Source organism: Pseudoxanthomonas sp. LH2527, from assembly GCF_022539275.1.
Classification (GTDB): domain Bacteria; phylum Pseudomonadota; class Gammaproteobacteria; order Xanthomonadales; family Xanthomonadaceae; genus Pseudoxanthomonas_A.
Map to the genome: position 1 here is coordinate 50,889 of NZ_JAKZBW010000019.1, position 17,514 is coordinate 68,402.

The 17,514-nt window shown below is 68.4% G+C and carries 24 protein-coding genes and 1 pseudogene; 16 read left to right on the plus strand and 9 right to left on the minus strand.

Translation table 11 applies throughout. The features are described 5' to 3' along the window. Positions 1–31: 31 nt before the first annotated feature. The gene (locus MMG85_RS18540) at positions 32–1,177 is read left to right on the plus strand and encodes an RNA polymerase sigma factor (RefSeq protein ID WP_345778849.1); all 1,146 of its coding nucleotides are present in this window, start codon (positions 32–34) and stop codon (positions 1,175–1,177) included. A gap of 45 nt (positions 1,178–1,222) precedes the next feature. Here the strand turns inward: MMG85_RS18540 and MMG85_RS11525 are convergent, their stop codons facing one another. Both MMG85_RS11525 and MMG85_RS11530 read right to left on the minus strand, forming a co-directional pair. Further along, positions 1,223–1,402 (minus strand): hypothetical protein, encoded by a 180-nt coding sequence (locus tag MMG85_RS11525; protein WP_345778850.1) that lies wholly within the window; start codon positions 1,400–1,402, stop codon positions 1,223–1,225. A 33-nt stretch (positions 1,403–1,435) separates the two neighbouring features. Beyond that, positions 1,436–1,945 (minus strand): annotated as a pseudogene (locus MMG85_RS11530) (calcium-binding protein); the annotation flags it as partial. 144 nt (positions 1,946–2,089) lie between these two features. On the opposite strand from MMG85_RS11530, the gene MMG85_RS11535 reads away from it, so the two are divergent. The 4 genes from MMG85_RS11535 to MMG85_RS11550 all read left to right on the plus strand — a co-directional run bounded on the left by MMG85_RS11535 (position 2,090) and on the right by MMG85_RS11550 (position 5,199). Beyond that, on the plus strand, positions 2,090–2,674 hold the full coding sequence (locus MMG85_RS11535) for a phosphatase PAP2 family protein (protein WP_241046174.1): 585 nt from the start codon (positions 2,090–2,092) through the stop codon (positions 2,672–2,674). Position 2,675: 1 nt separating this feature from the next. Continuing rightward, complete coding sequence (locus tag MMG85_RS11540) at positions 2,676–3,398, plus strand: arginyltransferase (RefSeq protein ID WP_241046175.1); 723 nt, start codon at positions 2,676–2,678, stop codon at positions 3,396–3,398. Positions 3,399–3,535: 137 nt separating this feature from the next. After that, the gene (locus tag MMG85_RS11545) at positions 3,536–3,904 is read left to right on the plus strand and encodes a hypothetical protein (protein ID WP_241046176.1); all 369 of its coding nucleotides are present in this window, start codon (positions 3,536–3,538) and stop codon (positions 3,902–3,904) included. Between the two features lie 95 nt (positions 3,905–3,999). Then, the gene (locus tag MMG85_RS11550) at positions 4,000–5,199 is read left to right on the plus strand and encodes an endonuclease/exonuclease/phosphatase family protein (RefSeq protein WP_241046177.1); all 1,200 of its coding nucleotides are present in this window, start codon (positions 4,000–4,002) and stop codon (positions 5,197–5,199) included. Between the two features lie 61 nt (positions 5,200–5,260). Here MMG85_RS11550 and MMG85_RS11555 read toward each other — a convergent pair whose 3' ends face one another. After that, entirely contained in the window at positions 5,261–5,560 is a 300-nt protein-coding gene (locus tag MMG85_RS11555; protein ID WP_241046178.1) for a hypothetical protein, read from the minus strand. A gap of 10 nt (positions 5,561–5,570) precedes the next feature. Then, positions 5,571–6,755 (minus strand): formate-dependent phosphoribosylglycinamide formyltransferase, encoded by a 1,185-nt coding sequence (gene purT / locus MMG85_RS11560; protein WP_241046179.1) that lies wholly within the window; start codon positions 6,753–6,755, stop codon positions 5,571–5,573. Positions 6,756–6,883: 128 nt separating this feature from the next. Between purT and MMG85_RS18475 the strand changes: the two genes are divergently transcribed. Genes MMG85_RS18475 through MMG85_RS11600 form a run of 9 tightly spaced genes read left to right on the plus strand, consistent with a single transcriptional unit; the run spans position 6,884 to position 11,489 of the window. Further along, a complete protein-coding gene (locus MMG85_RS18475) occupies positions 6,884–7,006 on the plus strand; it encodes a hypothetical protein (RefSeq protein WP_277399847.1) in 123 nt (40 codons plus the stop codon). A gap of 21 nt (positions 7,007–7,027) precedes the next feature. Beyond that, positions 7,028–7,891, plus strand: a complete 864-nt coding sequence (locus MMG85_RS11565) for an SPFH domain-containing protein (protein WP_241046180.1) — start codon at positions 7,028–7,030, stop codon at positions 7,889–7,891. 15 nt (positions 7,892–7,906) lie between these two features. Continuing rightward, positions 7,907–8,182: a hypothetical protein gene (locus tag MMG85_RS11570; RefSeq protein ID WP_241046181.1), complete on the plus strand. Its 276-nt coding sequence runs from the start codon at positions 7,907–7,909 to the stop codon at positions 8,180–8,182. Then, on the plus strand, positions 8,179–8,373 hold the full coding sequence (locus MMG85_RS11575; RefSeq protein WP_241046182.1) for an Arc family DNA binding domain-containing protein: 195 nt from the start codon (positions 8,179–8,181) through the stop codon (positions 8,371–8,373). The genes MMG85_RS11570 and MMG85_RS11575 overlap by 4 nt, the downstream gene beginning before the upstream one ends. Next, positions 8,370–8,549 (plus strand): DUF4177 domain-containing protein, encoded by a 180-nt coding sequence (locus MMG85_RS11580; protein ID WP_241046183.1) that lies wholly within the window; start codon positions 8,370–8,372, stop codon positions 8,547–8,549. Before MMG85_RS11575 ends, MMG85_RS11580 begins: the two co-directional genes overlap by 4 nt. Next, positions 8,546–9,355 carry an alpha/beta hydrolase gene (locus MMG85_RS11585; RefSeq protein ID WP_241046184.1) on the plus strand — a complete coding sequence of 270 codons (810 nt, stop codon included), beginning with the start codon at positions 8,546–8,548 and terminating at the stop codon, positions 9,353–9,355. Before MMG85_RS11580 ends, MMG85_RS11585 begins: the two co-directional genes overlap by 4 nt. An 11-nt stretch (positions 9,356–9,366) precedes the next feature. Next, the gene (locus tag MMG85_RS11590; RefSeq protein ID WP_241046185.1) at positions 9,367–9,912 is read left to right on the plus strand and encodes a PH domain-containing protein; all 546 of its coding nucleotides are present in this window, start codon (positions 9,367–9,369) and stop codon (positions 9,910–9,912) included. Positions 9,913–9,921: 9 nt separating this feature from the next. Then, positions 9,922–10,740, plus strand: coding sequence for a M15 family metallopeptidase (locus MMG85_RS11595; RefSeq protein WP_241046186.1), 819 nt, complete (start codon positions 9,922–9,924; stop codon positions 10,738–10,740). Between the two features lie 29 nt (positions 10,741–10,769). Then, positions 10,770–11,489 (plus strand): DUF4328 domain-containing protein, encoded by a 720-nt coding sequence (locus MMG85_RS11600; protein ID WP_241046187.1) that lies wholly within the window; start codon positions 10,770–10,772, stop codon positions 11,487–11,489. 1 nt (position 11,490) lies between these two features. Here the strand turns inward: MMG85_RS11600 and MMG85_RS11605 are convergent, their stop codons facing one another. From MMG85_RS11605 to MMG85_RS11625, 5 genes are all read right to left on the minus strand, one after another. Further along, positions 11,491–12,174, minus strand: a complete 684-nt coding sequence (locus MMG85_RS11605; protein ID WP_241046207.1) for a DNA-3-methyladenine glycosylase — start codon at positions 12,172–12,174, stop codon at positions 11,491–11,493. Beyond that, the gene (locus MMG85_RS11610; RefSeq protein WP_241046188.1) at positions 12,171–12,539 is read right to left on the minus strand and encodes a DUF423 domain-containing protein; all 369 of its coding nucleotides are present in this window, start codon (positions 12,537–12,539) and stop codon (positions 12,171–12,173) included. Before MMG85_RS11610 ends, MMG85_RS11605 begins: the two co-directional genes overlap by 4 nt. A 145-nt stretch (positions 12,540–12,684) precedes the next feature. Continuing rightward, positions 12,685–13,842: a polyketide cyclase gene (locus MMG85_RS11615; RefSeq protein ID WP_241046189.1), complete on the minus strand. Its 1,158-nt coding sequence runs from the start codon at positions 13,840–13,842 to the stop codon at positions 12,685–12,687. A 229-nt stretch (positions 13,843–14,071) separates the two neighbouring features. Beyond that, the gene (locus MMG85_RS11620; RefSeq protein WP_241046190.1) at positions 14,072–14,713 is read right to left on the minus strand and encodes a response regulator transcription factor; all 642 of its coding nucleotides are present in this window, start codon (positions 14,711–14,713) and stop codon (positions 14,072–14,074) included. Continuing rightward, positions 14,710–15,951 carry a sensor histidine kinase gene (locus MMG85_RS11625; protein ID WP_241046191.1) on the minus strand — a complete coding sequence of 414 codons (1,242 nt, stop codon included), beginning with the start codon at positions 15,949–15,951 and terminating at the stop codon, positions 14,710–14,712. The genes MMG85_RS11620 and MMG85_RS11625 overlap by 4 nt, the downstream gene beginning before the upstream one ends. 179 nt (positions 15,952–16,130) lie before the next feature. Here MMG85_RS11625 and MMG85_RS11630 point away from each other — a divergent pair, with 179 nt between their 5' ends. Both MMG85_RS11630 and minC read left to right on the plus strand, forming a co-directional pair. After that, positions 16,131–16,727, plus strand: a complete 597-nt coding sequence (locus MMG85_RS11630; RefSeq protein ID WP_055941746.1) for a GNAT family N-acetyltransferase — start codon at positions 16,131–16,133, stop codon at positions 16,725–16,727. Continuing rightward, entirely contained in the window at positions 16,724–17,512 is a 789-nt protein-coding gene (gene minC / locus MMG85_RS11635) for a septum site-determining protein MinC (RefSeq protein WP_241046192.1), read from the plus strand. The genes MMG85_RS11630 and minC overlap by 4 nt, the downstream gene beginning before the upstream one ends. Positions 17,513–17,514: the final 2 nt, after the last annotated feature.

The window sequence follows — 17,514 nt, forward strand, 5'->3', positions numbered from 1 at the left end:
TGCCTGCATGACCCGGACGAACGGAGGCAAGATGGACACCCTGGCAATCGAACTTTCCCTGCGCGAGACCCTGCCCGCGGCGGCACGGGGCGACAAGGCCGCTTACGGCCGCGTGGTCGCACTGTGCCAGAACGCGATCACCGGCATCGCGCTGGCGATCACCCGCGACGTGCAGGCCAGCGAAGACATCGCGCAGGAGGTTTTCCTGAAGGGCTGGCGGCAGTTGGCGACGCTGAAGAACCCCGACAGTTTCCTGCCATGGCTGCGCGAGATCACCCGCAACCTGGCGCGCGACCACCTGCGTGCACAGCGCCGGCGGCCGATGACCGGCGAAATCGCCGAGATCGCGCTGACGCTGGCCGCCGACACCGCACCAACGCCGGCGGAAACGGTGCTGCAGACCGAGCAGGAATGCGCCGCGCGCGAGGTCATCGCGATGCTGCCGGAGGAAAGCCGCGAAGTGTTGCTGCTGTACTACCGCGAAGGCCAGCGCTCCCGGCAGGTCGCCGCATTGCTGGGCATCACCGATGCGGCCGTGCGCAAGCGCCTGTCGCGTGCGCGCCAGTATGTGCGCGAGGAACTGATGGCGCGCTTCGGCGAGTTCGCACGCGCGTCGGCACCGTCGGCGGCATTCGCCAGCGGCGTACTGGGCATGCTGGCGGTGGCGGCGCCGCCCGCCGCAGGTGCCACCGTGCTCGCTGGCGGCGGCACGGTCGTGGGCAAGGGCGTGCTGAAACTGCTGGGAGGGACGGCGGGCGTGGCCGCGCTGGGAACGCTCGTCGGCATCGGCGCGGTGTGGTTCGGTATCCGCAAACCGCTGAAGGACCCGCTGGACGTGCGCGAGCGACGCGACCTGATACGGTACGGCGTGTTCTGCACCGCACTGATCGTCGCTTTCGTCGTGGGCATCGTGGCGCTGACCCAGGTGCGCGGATGGATGCCGCACCTGGGACTGACCCTGGTCTACGTGGGCGGCATCTGCTGGGCCAGCGCCCTCTGGTTGCCGCGCATCCTCAAACGGCGGCAGGCGCGCGATGCGATGCGCGATCCGGAAGGCGCACGCCGGCAACTGGAGCGCCAACGCTTCTGGAGGATCTGGGCCCTGGTGCTTGCTGTCGGACTCGCGAGCCTGGGCGTGTTGGCGGGCCTGGTGATGTCGGGCCGTCTTTCTTTCTGACGCCGGTTGCACGCGCACCCGGAGAACCGGGTGCGCGCGTGCCGCTCAGCGGCGGGAAGCCGCACCGGCGGCCAGTTCTTCCCGGGACAGGACGCCATCCTTGTTGCCGTCCAGCACATCGAAACGACCGGCCAGGCGGCGGTTGTCCTTCACCTCATCCCGCGACAGGCGACCATCCTTGTTGACATCGGCGGTGGCGAAGCGCTCATCCATGCGCGTCTGCATGCGCTGCTGGAAGTCGGCGCGGCGCTGCACATCGGCCTGGTCGATCTCGGCGCGCGTGAGCTTGCCGTCCTTGTCGGTGTCGGCCTTGGCGAACCACTCGTCACGACGCTGCTTGCCGCGCAGTTCGCGGTCGCTGCGGTCCAGCACGCCATCCTTGTTCGCATCCATCGTGTCGAAGCGTTCGGCGAAACGCGGCTGGGCCGCGGCTTCGGCTCGGCTGACCTTGCCATCGCCATCGGCATCCAGCTTCTTGAAGCCCTCGCCGTGGCGCGCCCCGCCATGGCTGCCGTGGCCGCGCATGCCCTTGCGCTGCGGGCGTTCGTCGGCGGTCAGCCTGCCGTCGCCGTTCTTGTCCATCTCGGCGAAGCGTTCGGCCAGGCGCGGGTGCGTGGCGGCCTCGGCCTTGTCGATGGCGCCATCGTTGTTCTTGTCGAGGCTGGCGCGTGCCGGCTTGCCTGCGTCGCCGGCCTGCGTGGCGGCGAACGCGGATCCGGCGCCGAGGGCGGCCAGCACGGCCACGAAAAGCAGGGTCTTGCGGTTCATCGTGTTCTCCTGAAGACGCGGCGCCATCTGCGCCACTGACACGGAAAACGCGCCGGCTCGGCGGCGGTTGACGCGCTGACGGACGCGTTCAGGCGGCGGACGGTCGCAGTGCCCGCGACCGGGACGCCGCAGTATGCTGACCACATGTCCCTGACCTTCGCCCGCACCCTGTCGATCTTCGGCCACCCCATGCTGGTGCTGCCGATGGCCGTGCTGGTGATCGCGCTGGCGCAAGGCAACGCGCACGAGGCGGCGTGGTCCGCGCTGGGCTTCGCTGCGTTCGCCCTGCTGGTGATGGGTTATTCGTGGTGGCAGGTCCGCCGCGGTCGCTGGGGCCACGTGGATGCCAGCGCGGTGCACGAGCGCAGCGCGCTGAATCGCTTCCTGCTGGTGGCGTTGTCGGCAGGCGCGTTGCTGGTCGTCTGGCACGGCGGCCAGCCGCTGTTCGCGTTGGGTCTCGCACTGTCCGCTGCGATGATCCTGGTGGCCGTGCTGACCTCACGCTGGTGGAAGCTGTCGCTGCACCTGGCGTTCGTCGTGTTCGCCGCTTGCCTGCTGCGCGAACTGGGCACGATGTGGATGCTCGCGGCCTTGCTGTTTGCGGTTGCCGTGGCGTGGTCGCGCCTCGCGCTCGGGCGCCACACCCGCCGCGACTTGGTGGCAGGCGCGGCGACCGGTGCGGTGGCCGGCCTCGCGTTCTGGCCGCTGGCGTCGCGCTGGACGGGATGACATGGGTGAGAACACGCAATCGCTCGATGACCTGCGCCTGTTCCATACCGGCGAGCATCCCTGCGGCTACTGGCCCGAGCGTGTCGCCCGCGACCTGGTGCTGGACCCGCGCGACCCACGGCTGCCGCAGTTGTATCCGGATGCGCTGGGCTGGGGTTTCCGTCGCTCCGGCGACATCGTCTACCGGCCGCATTGCCGGCAGTGCCGCGCCTGCGTGGCGGTACGCATCCCGGTGGCCGACTTCGCACCCGACCGCAGCCAGCGACGCTGCGCAGCGCGCAACGCGCGCGTGGAAACACGGATCGTCGCCGCCTTGCGCGACGACGAGCACCTGGCGCTCTACCAGCGCTACCTGGCCGCGCGGCATCCGCTGGGCGGCATGGACAATCACGGCGCCACCGAGTTCGACCAGTTCCTCGTCGGCAGCTGGTCGCGCGGCCGGTTCGTGGAACTGCGCGAGGACGGAGAGCTGCTCGCCGTCGCGGTGACCGACGTCATCCCCGGCGCGCTGTCGGCCGTCTACACCTTCTACGATCCCGCGCTGGAAGCCCGCAGCCTCGGCACGCTGGCGATCCTCCGACAGATCGAATGGGCACGCCGCGACGGCTACACGCACCTCTATCTCGGCTACTGGATCGAGGGCCATCGCAAGATGGACTACAAGCGGCGTTTTGCGCCGCTCGAGTGCTTCGACGGCCGTGACTGGGTTCGCACGCCTTTGTGAGGCGTGCAAGCGTTTGCGCTTAATGTGAAACGCAAATGTGAATAGCAACTTCGTGACGGAGTGCACAGAATGTGCCGCCGACGCTCCTGTGTGTCGGCGTTGGAATCCGAACATCCACTCACACGTCTGGAGCTTTCATGAAGTTCAACCTCCTTGCCCTCGCGGCGCTGACCACCCTTGTCATGGCCGCCTGCAAGCCTGCTGACGAAGCAGCTCCCGTCGCGGACGCGCCGGCCGTCGAAGCCCCGGCCACCGCGACTGCCGCCACGACCGACACGGTCGAGGCCGGCACCGGCGTCGCCGAGTGCGACCAGTATCTGGAAAAGGTCTACGCCTGCATCAGCGACAAGGTGCCGGAAGCCCAGCGCGACATGATGAAGCAGGGCATCGAGCAGTCGAAGGCCAGCTGGTCTGCGGTCACCGACAAGACCACGCTGGCTGCGCAGTGCAAAACCGCGATGGATCAGGCCAAGACCGCCTATGCGGCGATGGGCTGCTCGTTCTGACGGTCCAACGGCCGACTTCGTCGTCAGCCTGCGGCGCCCCGGGAGTCCGGGGCGCCTTTTTTACGTCTGTCACGGTGACGTGACAGAATCCGCGCATGCGCATCCTTGTCCTCCTGCTCACCATGACCCTCGCCGCCTGCAGTTCGTCCATGACCGTCGGCGAACCCACCGGCCAGCAGGACGTGCCACTTCGCGTGGCGACCTACAACACCTCGCTGTTCTCCGATGACGCCGGCGGCGTGATCCGGCAACTCGAAGGCGACGACGCGCACGCACGCAAGATCGCCGCGGTCCTGCAGAAGGTGCGCCCGGACCTGGTGCTGCTCAACGAATTCGACTACGACGACGCGCATCGCGCCGCCGATCTGTTCCAGCAGCGCTACCTGGAAGTGGCCCAACGCGGCGGTGGCGATCCGCTCCGCTACCCCTACCGCTACCTCGCTCCGGTCAACACCGGCGTGCCCAGCGGGCTGGATCTGGACCGCAACGGCGCGGTGGGTGGCGAAGGACGCGGGCGCGGCAACGATGCCTGGGGTTACGGCCTGCATCCGGGCCAGTACGGCATGCTGGTGCTGTCGCGCTTCCCGATCGACGAGGCGCAGGTACGCACCTTCCAGTTGCTGCGCTGGAGCACGATGCCAGGCACCACCAATCCGGTGGATCCGACCACCCGCGAGGCGTTCTATCCCGACGCTACCTGGAAGCAGCTGCGCCTGTCGTCGAAGTCGCACTGGGATGTGCCGGTGCGCACGCCGGCCGGCGTGGTCCATTTCCTGGTCTCGCACCCCACGCCGCCGGTGTTCGACGGGCCGGAGAACCGCAACGGCCTCCGCAACGCGGACGAGATCCGCCTGTGGCGCGAATACCTGACGCCGGGCGATGCGCCCTGGCTCTGCGACGACCAGGGCCGTTGCGGTAGCCTGCCGGCCGATGCGCGCTTCGTCATCGCCGGCGATCTCAACAACGATCCGGCCGATGGCGACGGACAGCACGACGCCATCATCGAACTGCTGGAGCACCCGCGCGTGATGCGCATGGCCACGCCGCGCAGCGAAGGCGGCGAGGAGACCGCGCTTGCCTATGCCGCCAAGGGCATGCAGCGCCGCGGCGCCCCCGCGCACGTCACCGGCGACTTCGGGCGTCGCAACGGCGCGCTGCGACTTGACTACGTGTTGCCGTCCACCGGCTTCGCATTGACGGGCAGCGGCGTGTTCTGGCCGAAGAAGGGCCATCCGGACGCCGCCATCGCCGACGGCAGCGACCATCACCTGGTGTGGGTGGATCTTTCCCTCTAGCAGGCCTTTTCTCCCACGTGCGGGAGTGACGGGCTGACCGGAAAAGCAGGAGCTTCGCGACTTACGTCGCTCCCACCGCCGGGGCGGCGACGCGCGGCCCGAAGCCGAACAGCGACTCGTTCTGTGCCGACACGATCATGCGGATCATGCTGCCCGGCACCATCAGTTCCACCTGCACGTCATGGCCTTCGGCATTCTTGCCGACCAGGGTCATCTCGGTGAAGGCGCCACCGGTGTCGATCTCGCGACAGAACACGTGCGGGCCGTCGGGCTGGTCGGTCAGGTAGGGCTTGATCGCGTCGCCCAGGGCTTCCAGTGCCTGCGGGAAGAAGAACACGGCGTAGCCGGTATTGCCGTTCATGGCGCAGGCCTCATTCCAGTGCAATGGTGATGGCGGCGGCGGCATCGCGTGCCACCGCGCGTGCGGCGTCGATGCTGTCCGCGCGCGCGAGGGTGACGCCGACGCGACGATGGCCTTCCACGCGCGGCTTGCCGAACAGGCGCAGGGCGGTGTCGGGCGTCGCCAACGCGACGTCCACGTTGCCGAACACCGGCACACCGTGGCCATGCGCCAGCATCGCGCAGGACGCGGACGGACCGCTCTGGCGGATCACCGGGATCGGCAGACCGAGGATGGCGCGCGCATGCAGCGCGAACTCCGACAGCTCCTGCGAGACCAGCGTCACCAGGCCGGTGTCGTGCGGGCGCGGCGAGACTTCGCTGAACCATACCTCGTCGCCCTTAACGAACAGCTCCACGCCGAACAGGCCCCAGCCGCCGAGGTCGTCGGTGACCGTGCGCGCGATCTGCTGCGCGCGCTCCAGCGCCCGCGGCGACATCGGCTGCGGCTGCCAGCTCTCGCGGTAATCGCCGTCCTTCTGCCAGTGCCCGATCGGATCGCAGAACGAGGTGCCGCCGGCATGGCGCACGGTCAGCAGGGTGATCTCGTAGTCGAAGTCGATGAAGCCCTCGACGATGCAGCGACCCGCGCCGGCACGACCGCCGGTCTGCGCATACTCCCAGGCCGCGTCGATGTCGGTTTCGTTGCGCAGCGTGCTCTGGCCCTTGCCGGACGAGGACATCACCGGCTTCACCACGCACGGCAGGCCGATCGCGCGCACGGCCTCGCGGTATTCGGCGGCGGTGTCGACGAACCGGTACGGCGAGGTGGGCAGGCCCAGCGTTTCGGCGGCCAGCCGGCGGATGCCTTCGCGATCCATCGTCAGCCGCGCGGCGCGCGCGGTGGGGATGACGCGCGCGGCGCCCTCGGCCTCCAGCGCGACCAGGGTCTCGGTGTGGATGGCCTCGATTTCAGGGACCACCAGATGCGGCTTTTCCAGCGCGATCAACGCGCGGATGGCTGCCGGGTCCAGCATGTCCAGCACGTGCGCACGATGCGCCACCTGCATGGCCGGCGCGTCCGCATAGCGATCGGCGGCGATGACTTCCACGCCCAGGCGCTGCAGTTCGATGGCCACTTCCTTGCCCAGTTCGCCCGACCCCAGCAACAGGACGCGGGTGGCATGCGGGGACAACGGGGTTCCAAGGGTGGTCATGCGCGAGAGTCCGGACGAGGGGTCGCCAGTTTACCGGGCTGGCTGACGGACGGTGCCTGCGGCACGTTGACATCTGATATCAAATTGATATCTTTCATTCACCCGAAAGCACCCACGAGGGACCCGACATGCTCCATGTGATCCACCAGATCCAGCGTCTCGCTCCCTCGCAGGCGCACCGGGTCGCTCCCGCCCTGCTTCTCCTCTCCGTTGCCCTGCTTGCCGCAGGCGCCGGCCTGTCGCTGCTGTGATCCCGTCCTGAGACCAAGACCATGAAAGAGAACGCCACGTCGTCGCTGCCCGGAATTCCCACCCTGCTGGGCCTGCTACTGCTCGGACTGGGGGCACTGGCCGTGTTCGTCCAGGGGGCCGCACTCAAGCAACCCGGTTATCTGGTCGCGGGCGCCCTCCTCGGTGTCGTCGTCATCTTCCTGATGGCGGGCCTGTACAAGCTGGAACCCAACCAGTCGGCCGTGCTCAGCCTGTTCGGCAAGTACGTCGGCACGGTGAAGGACAACGGCCTGCGCTGGAACAACCCCTTCTTCAGCAAGCGCAAGATCTCGTTGCGCATCCGCAATTTCGAGAGCAGCCGGCTGAAGGTCAACGAGCTGGACGGCAGCCCGATCGAGATCGCGGCGGTGATCGTGTGGCAGGTGGTGGATTCGGCGGAAGCCGTGTTCAACGTGGACGACTACGAGAGCTTCGTGCACATCCAGTCCGAGTCCGCGTTGCGCGCGATGGCCTCCAGCTACCCGTACGACCAGCATGAGGAAGGCCAGATCGCGTTGCGCAGCCATCCGCAGGAGATTTCGCAGCACCTGCAGGAGCAGATCGCCGAGCGTCTGGGCAAGGCCGGCGTGGACGTGATCGAGGCGCGCATCAGCCACCTCGCCTATGCGCCGGAAATCGCCCAGGCCATGCTGCAGCGCCAGCAGGCCAACGCGGTGATCGCCGCGCGCACCCGCATCGTCGCCGGTGCGGTGGGCATGGTGGAGATGGCGCTGGCCGAACTGCAGAAGAACGACGTGGTGAAGCTGGACGAGGAGCGCAAGGCGCAGATGGTCAGCAACCTGCTGGTCGTGCTGTGCGGCGAGCGCGGCACCCAGCCCATCGTCAACACCGGTTCCATCTACTAACGCGGACGCACGCGCATGCACGCCCTCGTTCCGCTGATCCTCGCCGTGTCCGGTCTGCCTGCCCTGCTGATCGGCGCATGGATGAGTCGCGAACCCACCGTCCGTTCGCGCGGCATGGCCCTGCACTGGGTGCTGGTGGGACTGGCGATCCAGGCCGGTGCGGTCGGCGTCTACTGGGCGGACGATGACGACAGGGTGGCCCAGGGCATCGTGATCGCCATGGTGGTGCTGGTGAACGCGCTGATCGTGTCGATGATGCTGCAGCTGCGCCGCAACAGGAAGCAACCGTGAGCGAGAAGCAGGACAAGAAGGCCTATCCGCTGCGCATCAACGCCGAGGTGCTGGCGGCGGCGCAGCGCTGGGCGGACGACGAACTGCGCTCGCTCAATGCCCAGATTGAGTACGTACTGCGCGACGCGCTGCGCAAGGCCGGGCGGCTGCCGAAGGGCGACGCCTCCGCAAACAAGAAGGAATCGCCATGAACCACCGCTGGAGCCACAAGGTCGTCGAAGTCCCGTACAAGATGTTCGCCGGCAAGCTGAGCGACCGCATCCAGCAGGAGCTGGACAAGATGAGCACGCAGGGCTGGGAACTGGTCAGTACGCTCTTCATCGAGCATGAAGTCTCGGTGCGCCTGTTCTTCAAGAAGCCGGCTTGAGCAGCGATGCCGTGGCCGGACTCGTGAAACGGATCACGCGCGTCTGGGTCACGCTGGGCATCGTAGCCACAGTGGTCTTCACCGCGTGGTGCCTGATCGCCTACTACGCCAATGCGGAAGGTCGTCGCGCGGCCGTCGGGGATGCGCGCGTCTCGGTCGAACATCGTGAGGGCCGCTGGGTATTCCTGCCGCGCACGCGTCCACCGCAGGCAACGGGCCTGCTGTTCTACGCCGGCGCGCTGGTCGATCCGCGCGCGTATGCACGGACGGCACGCCGTCTCGCCGAGGCCGGTTATCCCGCCGTGATCGTCGAACTGCCGCGACGGGGCGCTTTCGGAGGTGCGGAAGGTTCGCCCGTACTGGCACGCGGCCATGACGCGATGGCGGCGCTGCCCGGCGTGCGGTGCTGGATCGTCGGCGGCCATTCCCGCGGCGGTGAAGTGGCGTCGCGCCACGCGCTCACCGACCCGGCCGCTACTGCCGCCCTGCTGCTGGTCGCGACGTCGCACCCGCGCGACATCGATCTGTCGGCACTCTCCATGCCGGTGACCAAGCTGGTCGGCGACCGCGACGGCCTGGCCACCCCGGAACGCGTGGCACGCAACCGTTCCAGGTTGCCTCCGCAGACCCGCTGGGTCGAGGTCCCTGGCGCCAACCATTCGCAGTTCGGCGACTACGGCTTCCAGCCGGGCGACCGCTTCGCCCGTATCCCGCGCGAGACCCAACAGCGGGCACTGGCGGAGGAAACCCGCCGCCTGCTCGACCATGTCGCCGCGCAGTCCGACTGCCACGCTTCTCCCTATTGATCGGGTACCCCATGCAACAGACGCAGGACTACGCGCTCGCTCCCCTCGCCGGCCATGCGGCTCTTTGGATCTGGCTGCCGATGTTGGGCGCCATCGCGGTGACCGTCGCAGCGCTCACGATGCAATCCCCGGCGCCGCCTTCGCTCGTCGCGTGGCTGGCCGTACCGTTCGTGATGGCGGTCGGCATCGTGTTGACACTCGCTTTGCGCCGCAGACGCATCGTGCTGGACCACCGCACGCTGCGGGTCGAAGCGACGTTCTACACGAAGACCCTGCCGGTCGAGGCCATCGACCTGGACAGGGCGCGTGTGCTGAGCCTGGAGGAACATACCGACCTGTCGCCGATGCTGAAAACCAACGGCTTCAGCCTGCCCGGCTTCAAGGCCGGTCATTTCCGCCTGCGCAACCTGGGCAAGGCGTTCTGCCTGGTCACCGACCGCAGCCGCGTGCTCACCCTGCCCCTGCGCGATGGCGGCCTGGTGCTGCTGAGCCCGGCGCGCCCCGCCGACCTGCTGGCCCGGTTGCGCGAACTGGCGACACCCTCGCCGCACCGCTAAGCTGCGGGCATGCGACGCCTGCCCACCCGAGCGCTGAAAACGCGGCTGCACAACACCGCGCAGATCGAACTGTGGCCTGCGGACGTGTTGCGCGTGCGCAGCAATGCCGATGCGCGCGCACTTGCCGGTGCCCATACCGTACTGCGCCGCAAGCACGACGGCCGCTACCTGGCCGCAGTCTCAGCGCAGGCCGTGCATCCGCTGGTACCCACCCTGTCGCGCGAACCTGGACTCGACGAGGCCTGGGACGCACTGCACCAACTCGAAGGCGCGACGCGCGGATTCGATGCGGATGCGCAGGGCACGCTGCCACTGCACGCACTGCAGGAACGGCTGCACGAACTGGGGCTCGACGACACCTACGGCGAACGCAGCGGCCTTGCCCTGGTCGCCGAGCCCGCTGCGCTCGTCTTCGCCGGGCGGGACCGCTATCGCCGTCCCTTGTGGCTGACCGCAGCGGCCGCACGCGCCTGGCTCGCCATGCAGCACGCCGCCTATCAGGAAGGCGTCGTGCTCGACGCGATCTCCGGATACCGCAGCCACGACTACCAGCTCGGCATCTTCGCGCGGAAGCTGGCGCGCGGGCAGACGGTGGAACAGATCCTCACCGTCAACGCCGCACCGGGCTACAGCGAACATCACGGCGGCCGCGCCCTGGATATCGGCACGCCCGGCGAACCGCCGGCCGAGGAATCGTTCGAGCACACGACCGCATTCGCCTGGCTCACCCGCCATGCCGGCGACTTCGGCTTCGTCATGAGCTATCCCCGCGACAACCCGCACGGGATCGTCTACGAGCCGTGGCACTGGCGCCACGGCCTCACGTGACGTAGCGGGAACCACCAGGGAATAGCACGATGGACCAGCCGTACCAACCTCCTGCCGCGGAACTCACCGAGGTCCCCGACGTCGCGCGCGGGCGTCCCTTCCGCGATGCCACCCTGCTTACGCGCATGGCCATGGCCCTGCTGCTCGCAGGCACTGCGATCTCGGTGGCCGCGATCATCGTCTATCTCCTGCAGAACGTGGTGCTGGATGAAGTTGTCGCGGGCACACGCGAATACTACGACACGCCGTTGCCACTGCTGGCTGCGATGATCGGCACCGGTCTTTTGCAGATGCTGGTCATGCTGGCCAGTTACATCGTGATCGGCATGTGGCTCTACCGCATGTCCTGGAACGCGCACAGCCTGGCCGGCGCACGTCAGCTGACCGTGACGCCCCGCTGGGCAGTGCTCTGGTACTTCATTCCGTTCGCCAACTTGTGGATGCCGTTCGTAGCGATGCGCGAGACCTGGAAGGCCAGCGCATCTCCGCACGATGTGGCGAACGCACGCAGCCACCCGATCCTCCCGCTGTGGTGGATATTGTGGCTGGCAACGGGCGTACTGTCGTGGGCTGCCATGCAGACCAGCCTGACCATCAAGGACGTGCGGGACGAGATCGACAGCAACGTCGCGATGATCGCCAGCGATGCGGGCAACATCGTGCTCAGCCTGGTGCTGCTGTACATCGTCGGTCGCCTCTGGCGGATGCAACAGGATGCGCACGTCCGGCGCAGGGCGGTAACAGCCTGACTCAATCCTGCGACCGCTTAGTCGGCGCCTTCGCCTCGACCGCGAAGTCCGCGATCCGCCACAGGTACTGCGCCGCGTACGTGCGGTACGGACCCCACTTCTCCCCGCGCGCCGCCAGTTCCTTCGGCGTGGGCATCGTGTCGAGCTTGTCGACGAGCTGGGCGCCCTTGCGCACGCCCAGATCGTCGATCGGCAATACGTCCGGACGACCCAGGCGGAACATCAGCATCATCTCCACCGTCCAGCGGCCGATGCCGCGCACCGGCACCAGCGCGGCGACGATGTCGTCCTCGCGCATCGTCGACATCTGCCGCAGTGTGGGAATCTCGCCCCGTTGCTCGCGCGCCGCCAGGTCGCGCAGCGCCAGCGTCTTGTTGCCGGAGACGCCGCAGGCGCGCAACGCCGCGTCGTCGATGCGGTCGAGCGTGTCGACGTGCAGGCGCGTGCTGGCGATGGCCGCCTCGACACGTCCCACGATGGTGGCGGCGGCCTTGCCGCTCAGCTGCTGGTACAGGATCGCCCGCGCCAGTGCATCGACCGGGTCGAACGGTTTCTTCCAGGTGGGCTGCGGCTCGATGTAGCCGATCCGCTTCATCCACGCGCCCAGCCGGCGGTCGCGCCGGGTCAGGTGGTCCCAGGCCTGTTCGGTGTCGAAACCGCGCGCGTACCGTGGCACGGGCGTCAGCGCCGGATGGCGTCGACCGCCCAGATCACCCAGCCCAGCATCAGGGCAATGCCGCCAGCGGGTGCCAGTCGCGTGGACAGCCCGCCGAACGCAGCGGCCGCCAGGCTACCCGCGAACAGCAGCGTGCCCAGCAGCAGCAGGCACAGCGCCGCCTTTCCGGTGCGCCGCGTGGTGCTGGGCGCCAGCGCCGCCAGCGCCAGGCCATGGCCGAACGCGAACAACGCGGCGGTCTGCACGTGCGACTGCGCCTGCGCGGCCGCTATCCCGTGCGAGGCGTAGGCGGACAGGCCGACCGCCACCGCGGCGAGCAGACCGCCGGCCAGGGCCAGGAACGAAGGCTTGCGTTGACGTCGGTCGTAGTTCATCGGCTCAGCGGTCCCGGGATCGGGCGGGCATCCTGCCAGCGGAGGACGCCGCGCCGCCGGTTCGCCGCCCCACAAACGCAACGCGCCGCATGAAGCGGCGCGTTGGCGTGGAGCGGGTCATCCGGGACGGGTGTCCGGGAAGGGTTTACTGCTTGACGGCCCAGTAGATGTCGAACTTGCCGTCGGCCTCGAACGAGGCATCGACACCCGACTTCCACGACTCGTACGGACGGTCGACGACTTCGTGGCCGCCGGTGACCGCCCATGCACGCAGCGCATTGCGCTGGTTGTCGAGTTCGGCCATGTAACCGGTGTAGCTGGCGAACGCCGACTTGCGGGCTTCGGTGCGCACGTATTCGACCGGGGCGCCGGAGGGGATGGTGACCTTCAGCTCACCCGTCGACGCGACGGGCGTCGCCGGCGGCGTGACCGGGGCGGCATCGGCGGCGGCGTCGGCCTTCGGCGCCGCGCTGCCCTTGCGGACCGGCTGGGCGATGTCGAACGCGTACTTCTCGGAACCGAAGTCGGTGGTGATGACGCGCAGCGGGCCGGCGGCGACCAGGCCGTTGGCGTCCATCACGCGCTTGATCCATTCCTGGTTCTGCTTGATCGACGCCTTGATGGCGTCGTTGGTGCGGTCGATGTTGCCGGCGTTGACGACCAGCAGGTCCTCGGAGGGCACGTCGACGATCTTCAGGTCGGTCAGCGGGCTGCCTTCGGTGCGGTAGTCGAAGTTCGGCACCGTGGCCAGCATGTTGGTCAGCTTGCCCAGGCCGGCCTTGACGGCGTCGCCCACGTGGCGGCTGACGTACATGCCGGCATAACGGCCGATCAGGTTGAAGCCGTACGTGACCTGGTAGCTCTGGGTGATCTTGACGTTGCGGTTGTCCTTGCCGGTCGGCAGCAGGTCGAACGTGGCCTGCTTGTCGCTGCCCATGCGCTTGTCGACGATCGAGTAGACGATCTTGCCGGGCGTGCCGGGCGTGGTGGGACGCTCGCTGGTGACGATTTCCCAGCTGCCCTGGCCCCAGGCTGCGTTGGCGGAATTGAAGTCCACCTTGGCGCCGACGCCCGTGTTGTTCTCGCCACCGGAGTAGCTGAGTTCGTTGGCCGCGCTCGGGATCAGCGGGTTCCAGTCCTTCAGTCGACGCACGTTGTTCAGCGTGTCGAACACGATGGTCATGCGGCGGTTGGTCTCGACGCTTTCCTGCAGCGAGCGCGAGGACGGCAGGACCAGGCCGATCACCAGAAACAGCGCCAGAACCAGCGCCAACGCAATCACGAACTCGATCAAACGGGTCATTCAGGAGTCTCCGGGGGCCGGTGCCTCGGCCGTGAAAAAAATGCAACGCGCATCCTAGCAGGGTTGCGGGGCTTCGGGCAGCCCATCTGACACCGGTTGGCCGCCCGATTCCCGGACGTACGCGGGCGCATGCGACGGCCCTGCTGCGCTGCAACGGCGGGCATTCCGGGGCACCGCCGCGGATGCCCGGACCCGCCGTTCGCGCGCGTGCCGGGCCGGCCGGCCCGGCTCACACAAGCTGCAGCTCGAAGGCCTTCAGCACGGCGCGGGTGCGATCCCGCACACCCAGCTTCGAGAGGATGTTGGACACATGGTTCTTGATGGTGCCCTCGGCCACGCCCAGCGAATTGGCGATCTCCTTGTTGGAAAAGCCGCTGGCCATCAGCCGCAGGATCTCGGTCTCGCGGTCGGTCAGCGGGTCCGGGCGGTCCAGGCTGACGAACTCGTTGCGCATGTGCTCCAGCCCGGACAGCAGGCGCTGGGTCACCGCCGGCTGCACCAGCGAACCCCCATCGGCGACCGTGCGGATGGCCCCGACCAGCTGCTCCAGCGAGACATCCTTGAGCAGGTAGCCCTTGGCCCCGGCCTTCAGGCCGGCCAGCACCAGTTGGTCGTCGTCGAAGGTGGTCAGGATGATGGTCGGCGGCAGCTGGCCGGTGCGCGCCAGCGCCTGCAAGGCCTCCAGGCCCGACATCACCGGCATGCGCATGTCCATCAGCACCACGTCGGGCTTGACCTGGGGCACCAGGTCCACGGCCTGCTTGCCGTCCGCGGCCTCGGCCACCACCTCGATGCCGTCGTCCAGCGCCAGCAGGGAGCGGATGCCCTGGCGTACCAGGGTTTGATCGTCGACCAGACAGACACGGATCACAGGGTTCCTCCGGAGCTGAGCTCGGGTGTGGGTTCGGGTGGGTGAACGGGAAGGGGCGCGAGCGCGGGAGCCGCGTCGCTGACGGGAAGGGCGATGTGCAGGCGGAAGCCCTGCCCCGGCCGGGTTTCGATGCGCAGTTCGCCGCCGTACTGGGCCAGGCGCTCGCGCATGCCGGTCAGGCCGTTGCCGGCCACCACGTGCGGGCTGCCGGCGCCGTCGTCGCGGGCATCGATCAGGATGCTCGCCCCGTCGCGCCGGCAATGCAGCCACAGGTGGCGGGCGCCGGCATGGCGCACCGCATTGGTGATGATTTCCTGGGTGCAGCGGAGCAGCACGTGCGCCCGGTGCGGATCCTCGAGGGTCAGCGGCTCCTCGATGTCCATGTGCATGGCCAGCGACGGCACCTTTTCGGCCAGCGGCAGCAGGGCCGCGCCCAGGTCGATCGCGCCGCTGTCGCGCAGCTGGCTGACCGCCTCGCGCACATCCGTCAGCAGCAGGCGGGCCAGCGTGTGCGCCTGGCGCACGTGCTCCTGGGCCCGTCCTTCGGTCATGTGGCCGGCCACTTCCAGGTTCAGGCTGAGCGCGGTCAGGTGGTGGCCCAGTAGATCGTGCAGCTCGCGCGAGATGCGCGTGCGCTCGTTCACGCGGGCGCTTTCGGCCAGCAGCACGCGGGTGGCCCGCAGTTCGGCATTGAGCCGGCGCTGCTCCTCGCGCGCCTGCGCCTGCTGCCGCGCCACGTAGGTGGTGATCAGCACGAAGGCCGCGAAGCCCACGTAGAACATCGACTGGAAGAGCGCTTCCCAGAAGTTGAAATCGTCGCGCGCCATGAACGACGGCACCAGCAGCACATGCGCGGCAAGCAGCCAGGCGATGGCGAAACGCAGCTCCAGCAGCCACGGCAGCACGCCGGCCATGATCAGCAGCAGCACCGCGCCCAGCCCGGTCTGGGTGTAGAACCCCACGCCGATCGCGGTCGCCGTCAGCACCATCGCCAGCGGGACATTCCAATGCGCCGGCAGGCTGTCCCGCCGCCCATCCAGCGCCCGTGTCGCCAGCCAGTACACCGCGCCGAAGCTGAAGTAGCACAGGGCGGTGAGCGGCAGGTTGACCCCCTGCCCGTCCGTGCCGCTGGACGGCGGCAGCACCCACACATTCAGGATGATGGGAATCCCCACCAGGGCCCATGTGTAGAGCCCGGCGGCGCGCAGCAGGCGGGTATGGCTGAGTCGTCCCAACATCCCGGCATCTTAGGCGGAATCGCGCACGGCCATGTCCCAACTAAAGTCATGCCGACGTTGGAACGTGAGGTGGCCGGGTTCATCCCCGGCTCACCCGCGCCTCGCCGGTCGCGGCGGCCCCATGCGATAATCCCGGCTTGGCCGCGTGCCGCCCTGCAAGACCCGTTCGGAGTCAGGTAATGTCGATTGTCATCCGCGACGTGCGTGAGCACGAGCTGGATTCCGTCCTCGCCCTCAACAACAATGCCGGACTGGCGATCCTGCCGCTGGATTCGGCCAAGGTCCGCCGCTTCTACGAGACGGCCGAGTATTTCCGCGTCGCCGAACGCGAGGGCAACCTCGCCGGCTTCCTCGTCGGCTTCGGCTCCGGTGCCAGCCACGACAGCAGCAACTTCGCCTGGTTCGGCGAGCGCTACCCGCAGTTCTTCTACATCGACCGCATCGTCGTGGCCAGCCGCCGTCGCGGCGGCGGCGTCGGCCGGGCGTTCTACGCCGACGTGCAGAGCTTCGCCGAACTGCGTTATCCGCAGCTGGCCTGCGAAGTCTTCCTCGACCACGGCGCCGACCCCGCCCTGCTCTTCCACGGCAGCTTTGGTTTCCGCGAAGTGGGCCAGAACGTCATGGAGGAAGCCGAAGTCCGCGCCAGCATGCTGATGAAGGAACTCTGCAGTTATCCGTGGGTGCTCGACACCTATGGCGACGGGCTGCCGGACGTCCCGTGGACCCGCACCCGCCTGCTGGCCGACGCCAGCGCCCAGCGGCCGACCGGTACATGAGCGTGACGCGAGCGCCCGTGGATTACGAACAGGCCGGTGAACTGAAGATCGGCCAGGTCGGCATCGCCAACCTCCGCATCCGCACCCTCGATGTCGACCAACTGATCCGCGAGATGCGCGAACGCGTCGAGCGCGCGCCCAAGCTGTTCGGACGCGCCGCGGTGATCGTCGACTTCGGCGGCCTGACCCGGCTGCCCGACGCCGACACCGCGCGCGCCCTGATCGACGGCCTGCGTGGCGCGGGCGTCCTGCCGGTGGCGCTGGCCTACGGCACCCGCGAGACCGAAACCCTGTCCGAACAGCTGGGACTGCCGCTTTTGGCCAAGTTCCGCGCCCAGTACGAACCCACAGGCGGGGCACCCGCCCCGACCGCTCCCGCCCCGCGCGCCGCCGTGGCCGAGGCCGCGCCTGCCAAAGCGGCCGCGGCGCCGGTCGCGGCCAAGGCCGCGGACAGCAAGCCCGGCCTGGTGCAGAAGACGCCCGTGCGCTCCGGCCAGCAGCTGTACGCCGAGAACCGCGACCTGACCGTACTGAGCACCGTCGGCGCCGGTGCGGAAGTCATTTCCGACGGTTCCATCCACATCTACGGCGCGTTGCGCGGTCGTGCCCTCGCCGGCGCCCGCGGCAACGCCGAGGCGCGCATCTTCTGCCGTGAATTCCACGCCGAACTGGTCGCCGTCGCCGGCCACTACAAGGTGATGGAGGAAGTACCCAGCGAACTGCGCGGCAAGGCCGTGCAGATCTGGCTGGACCAGGACCAACTCAAGATCGTCGCGCAGGACTGACG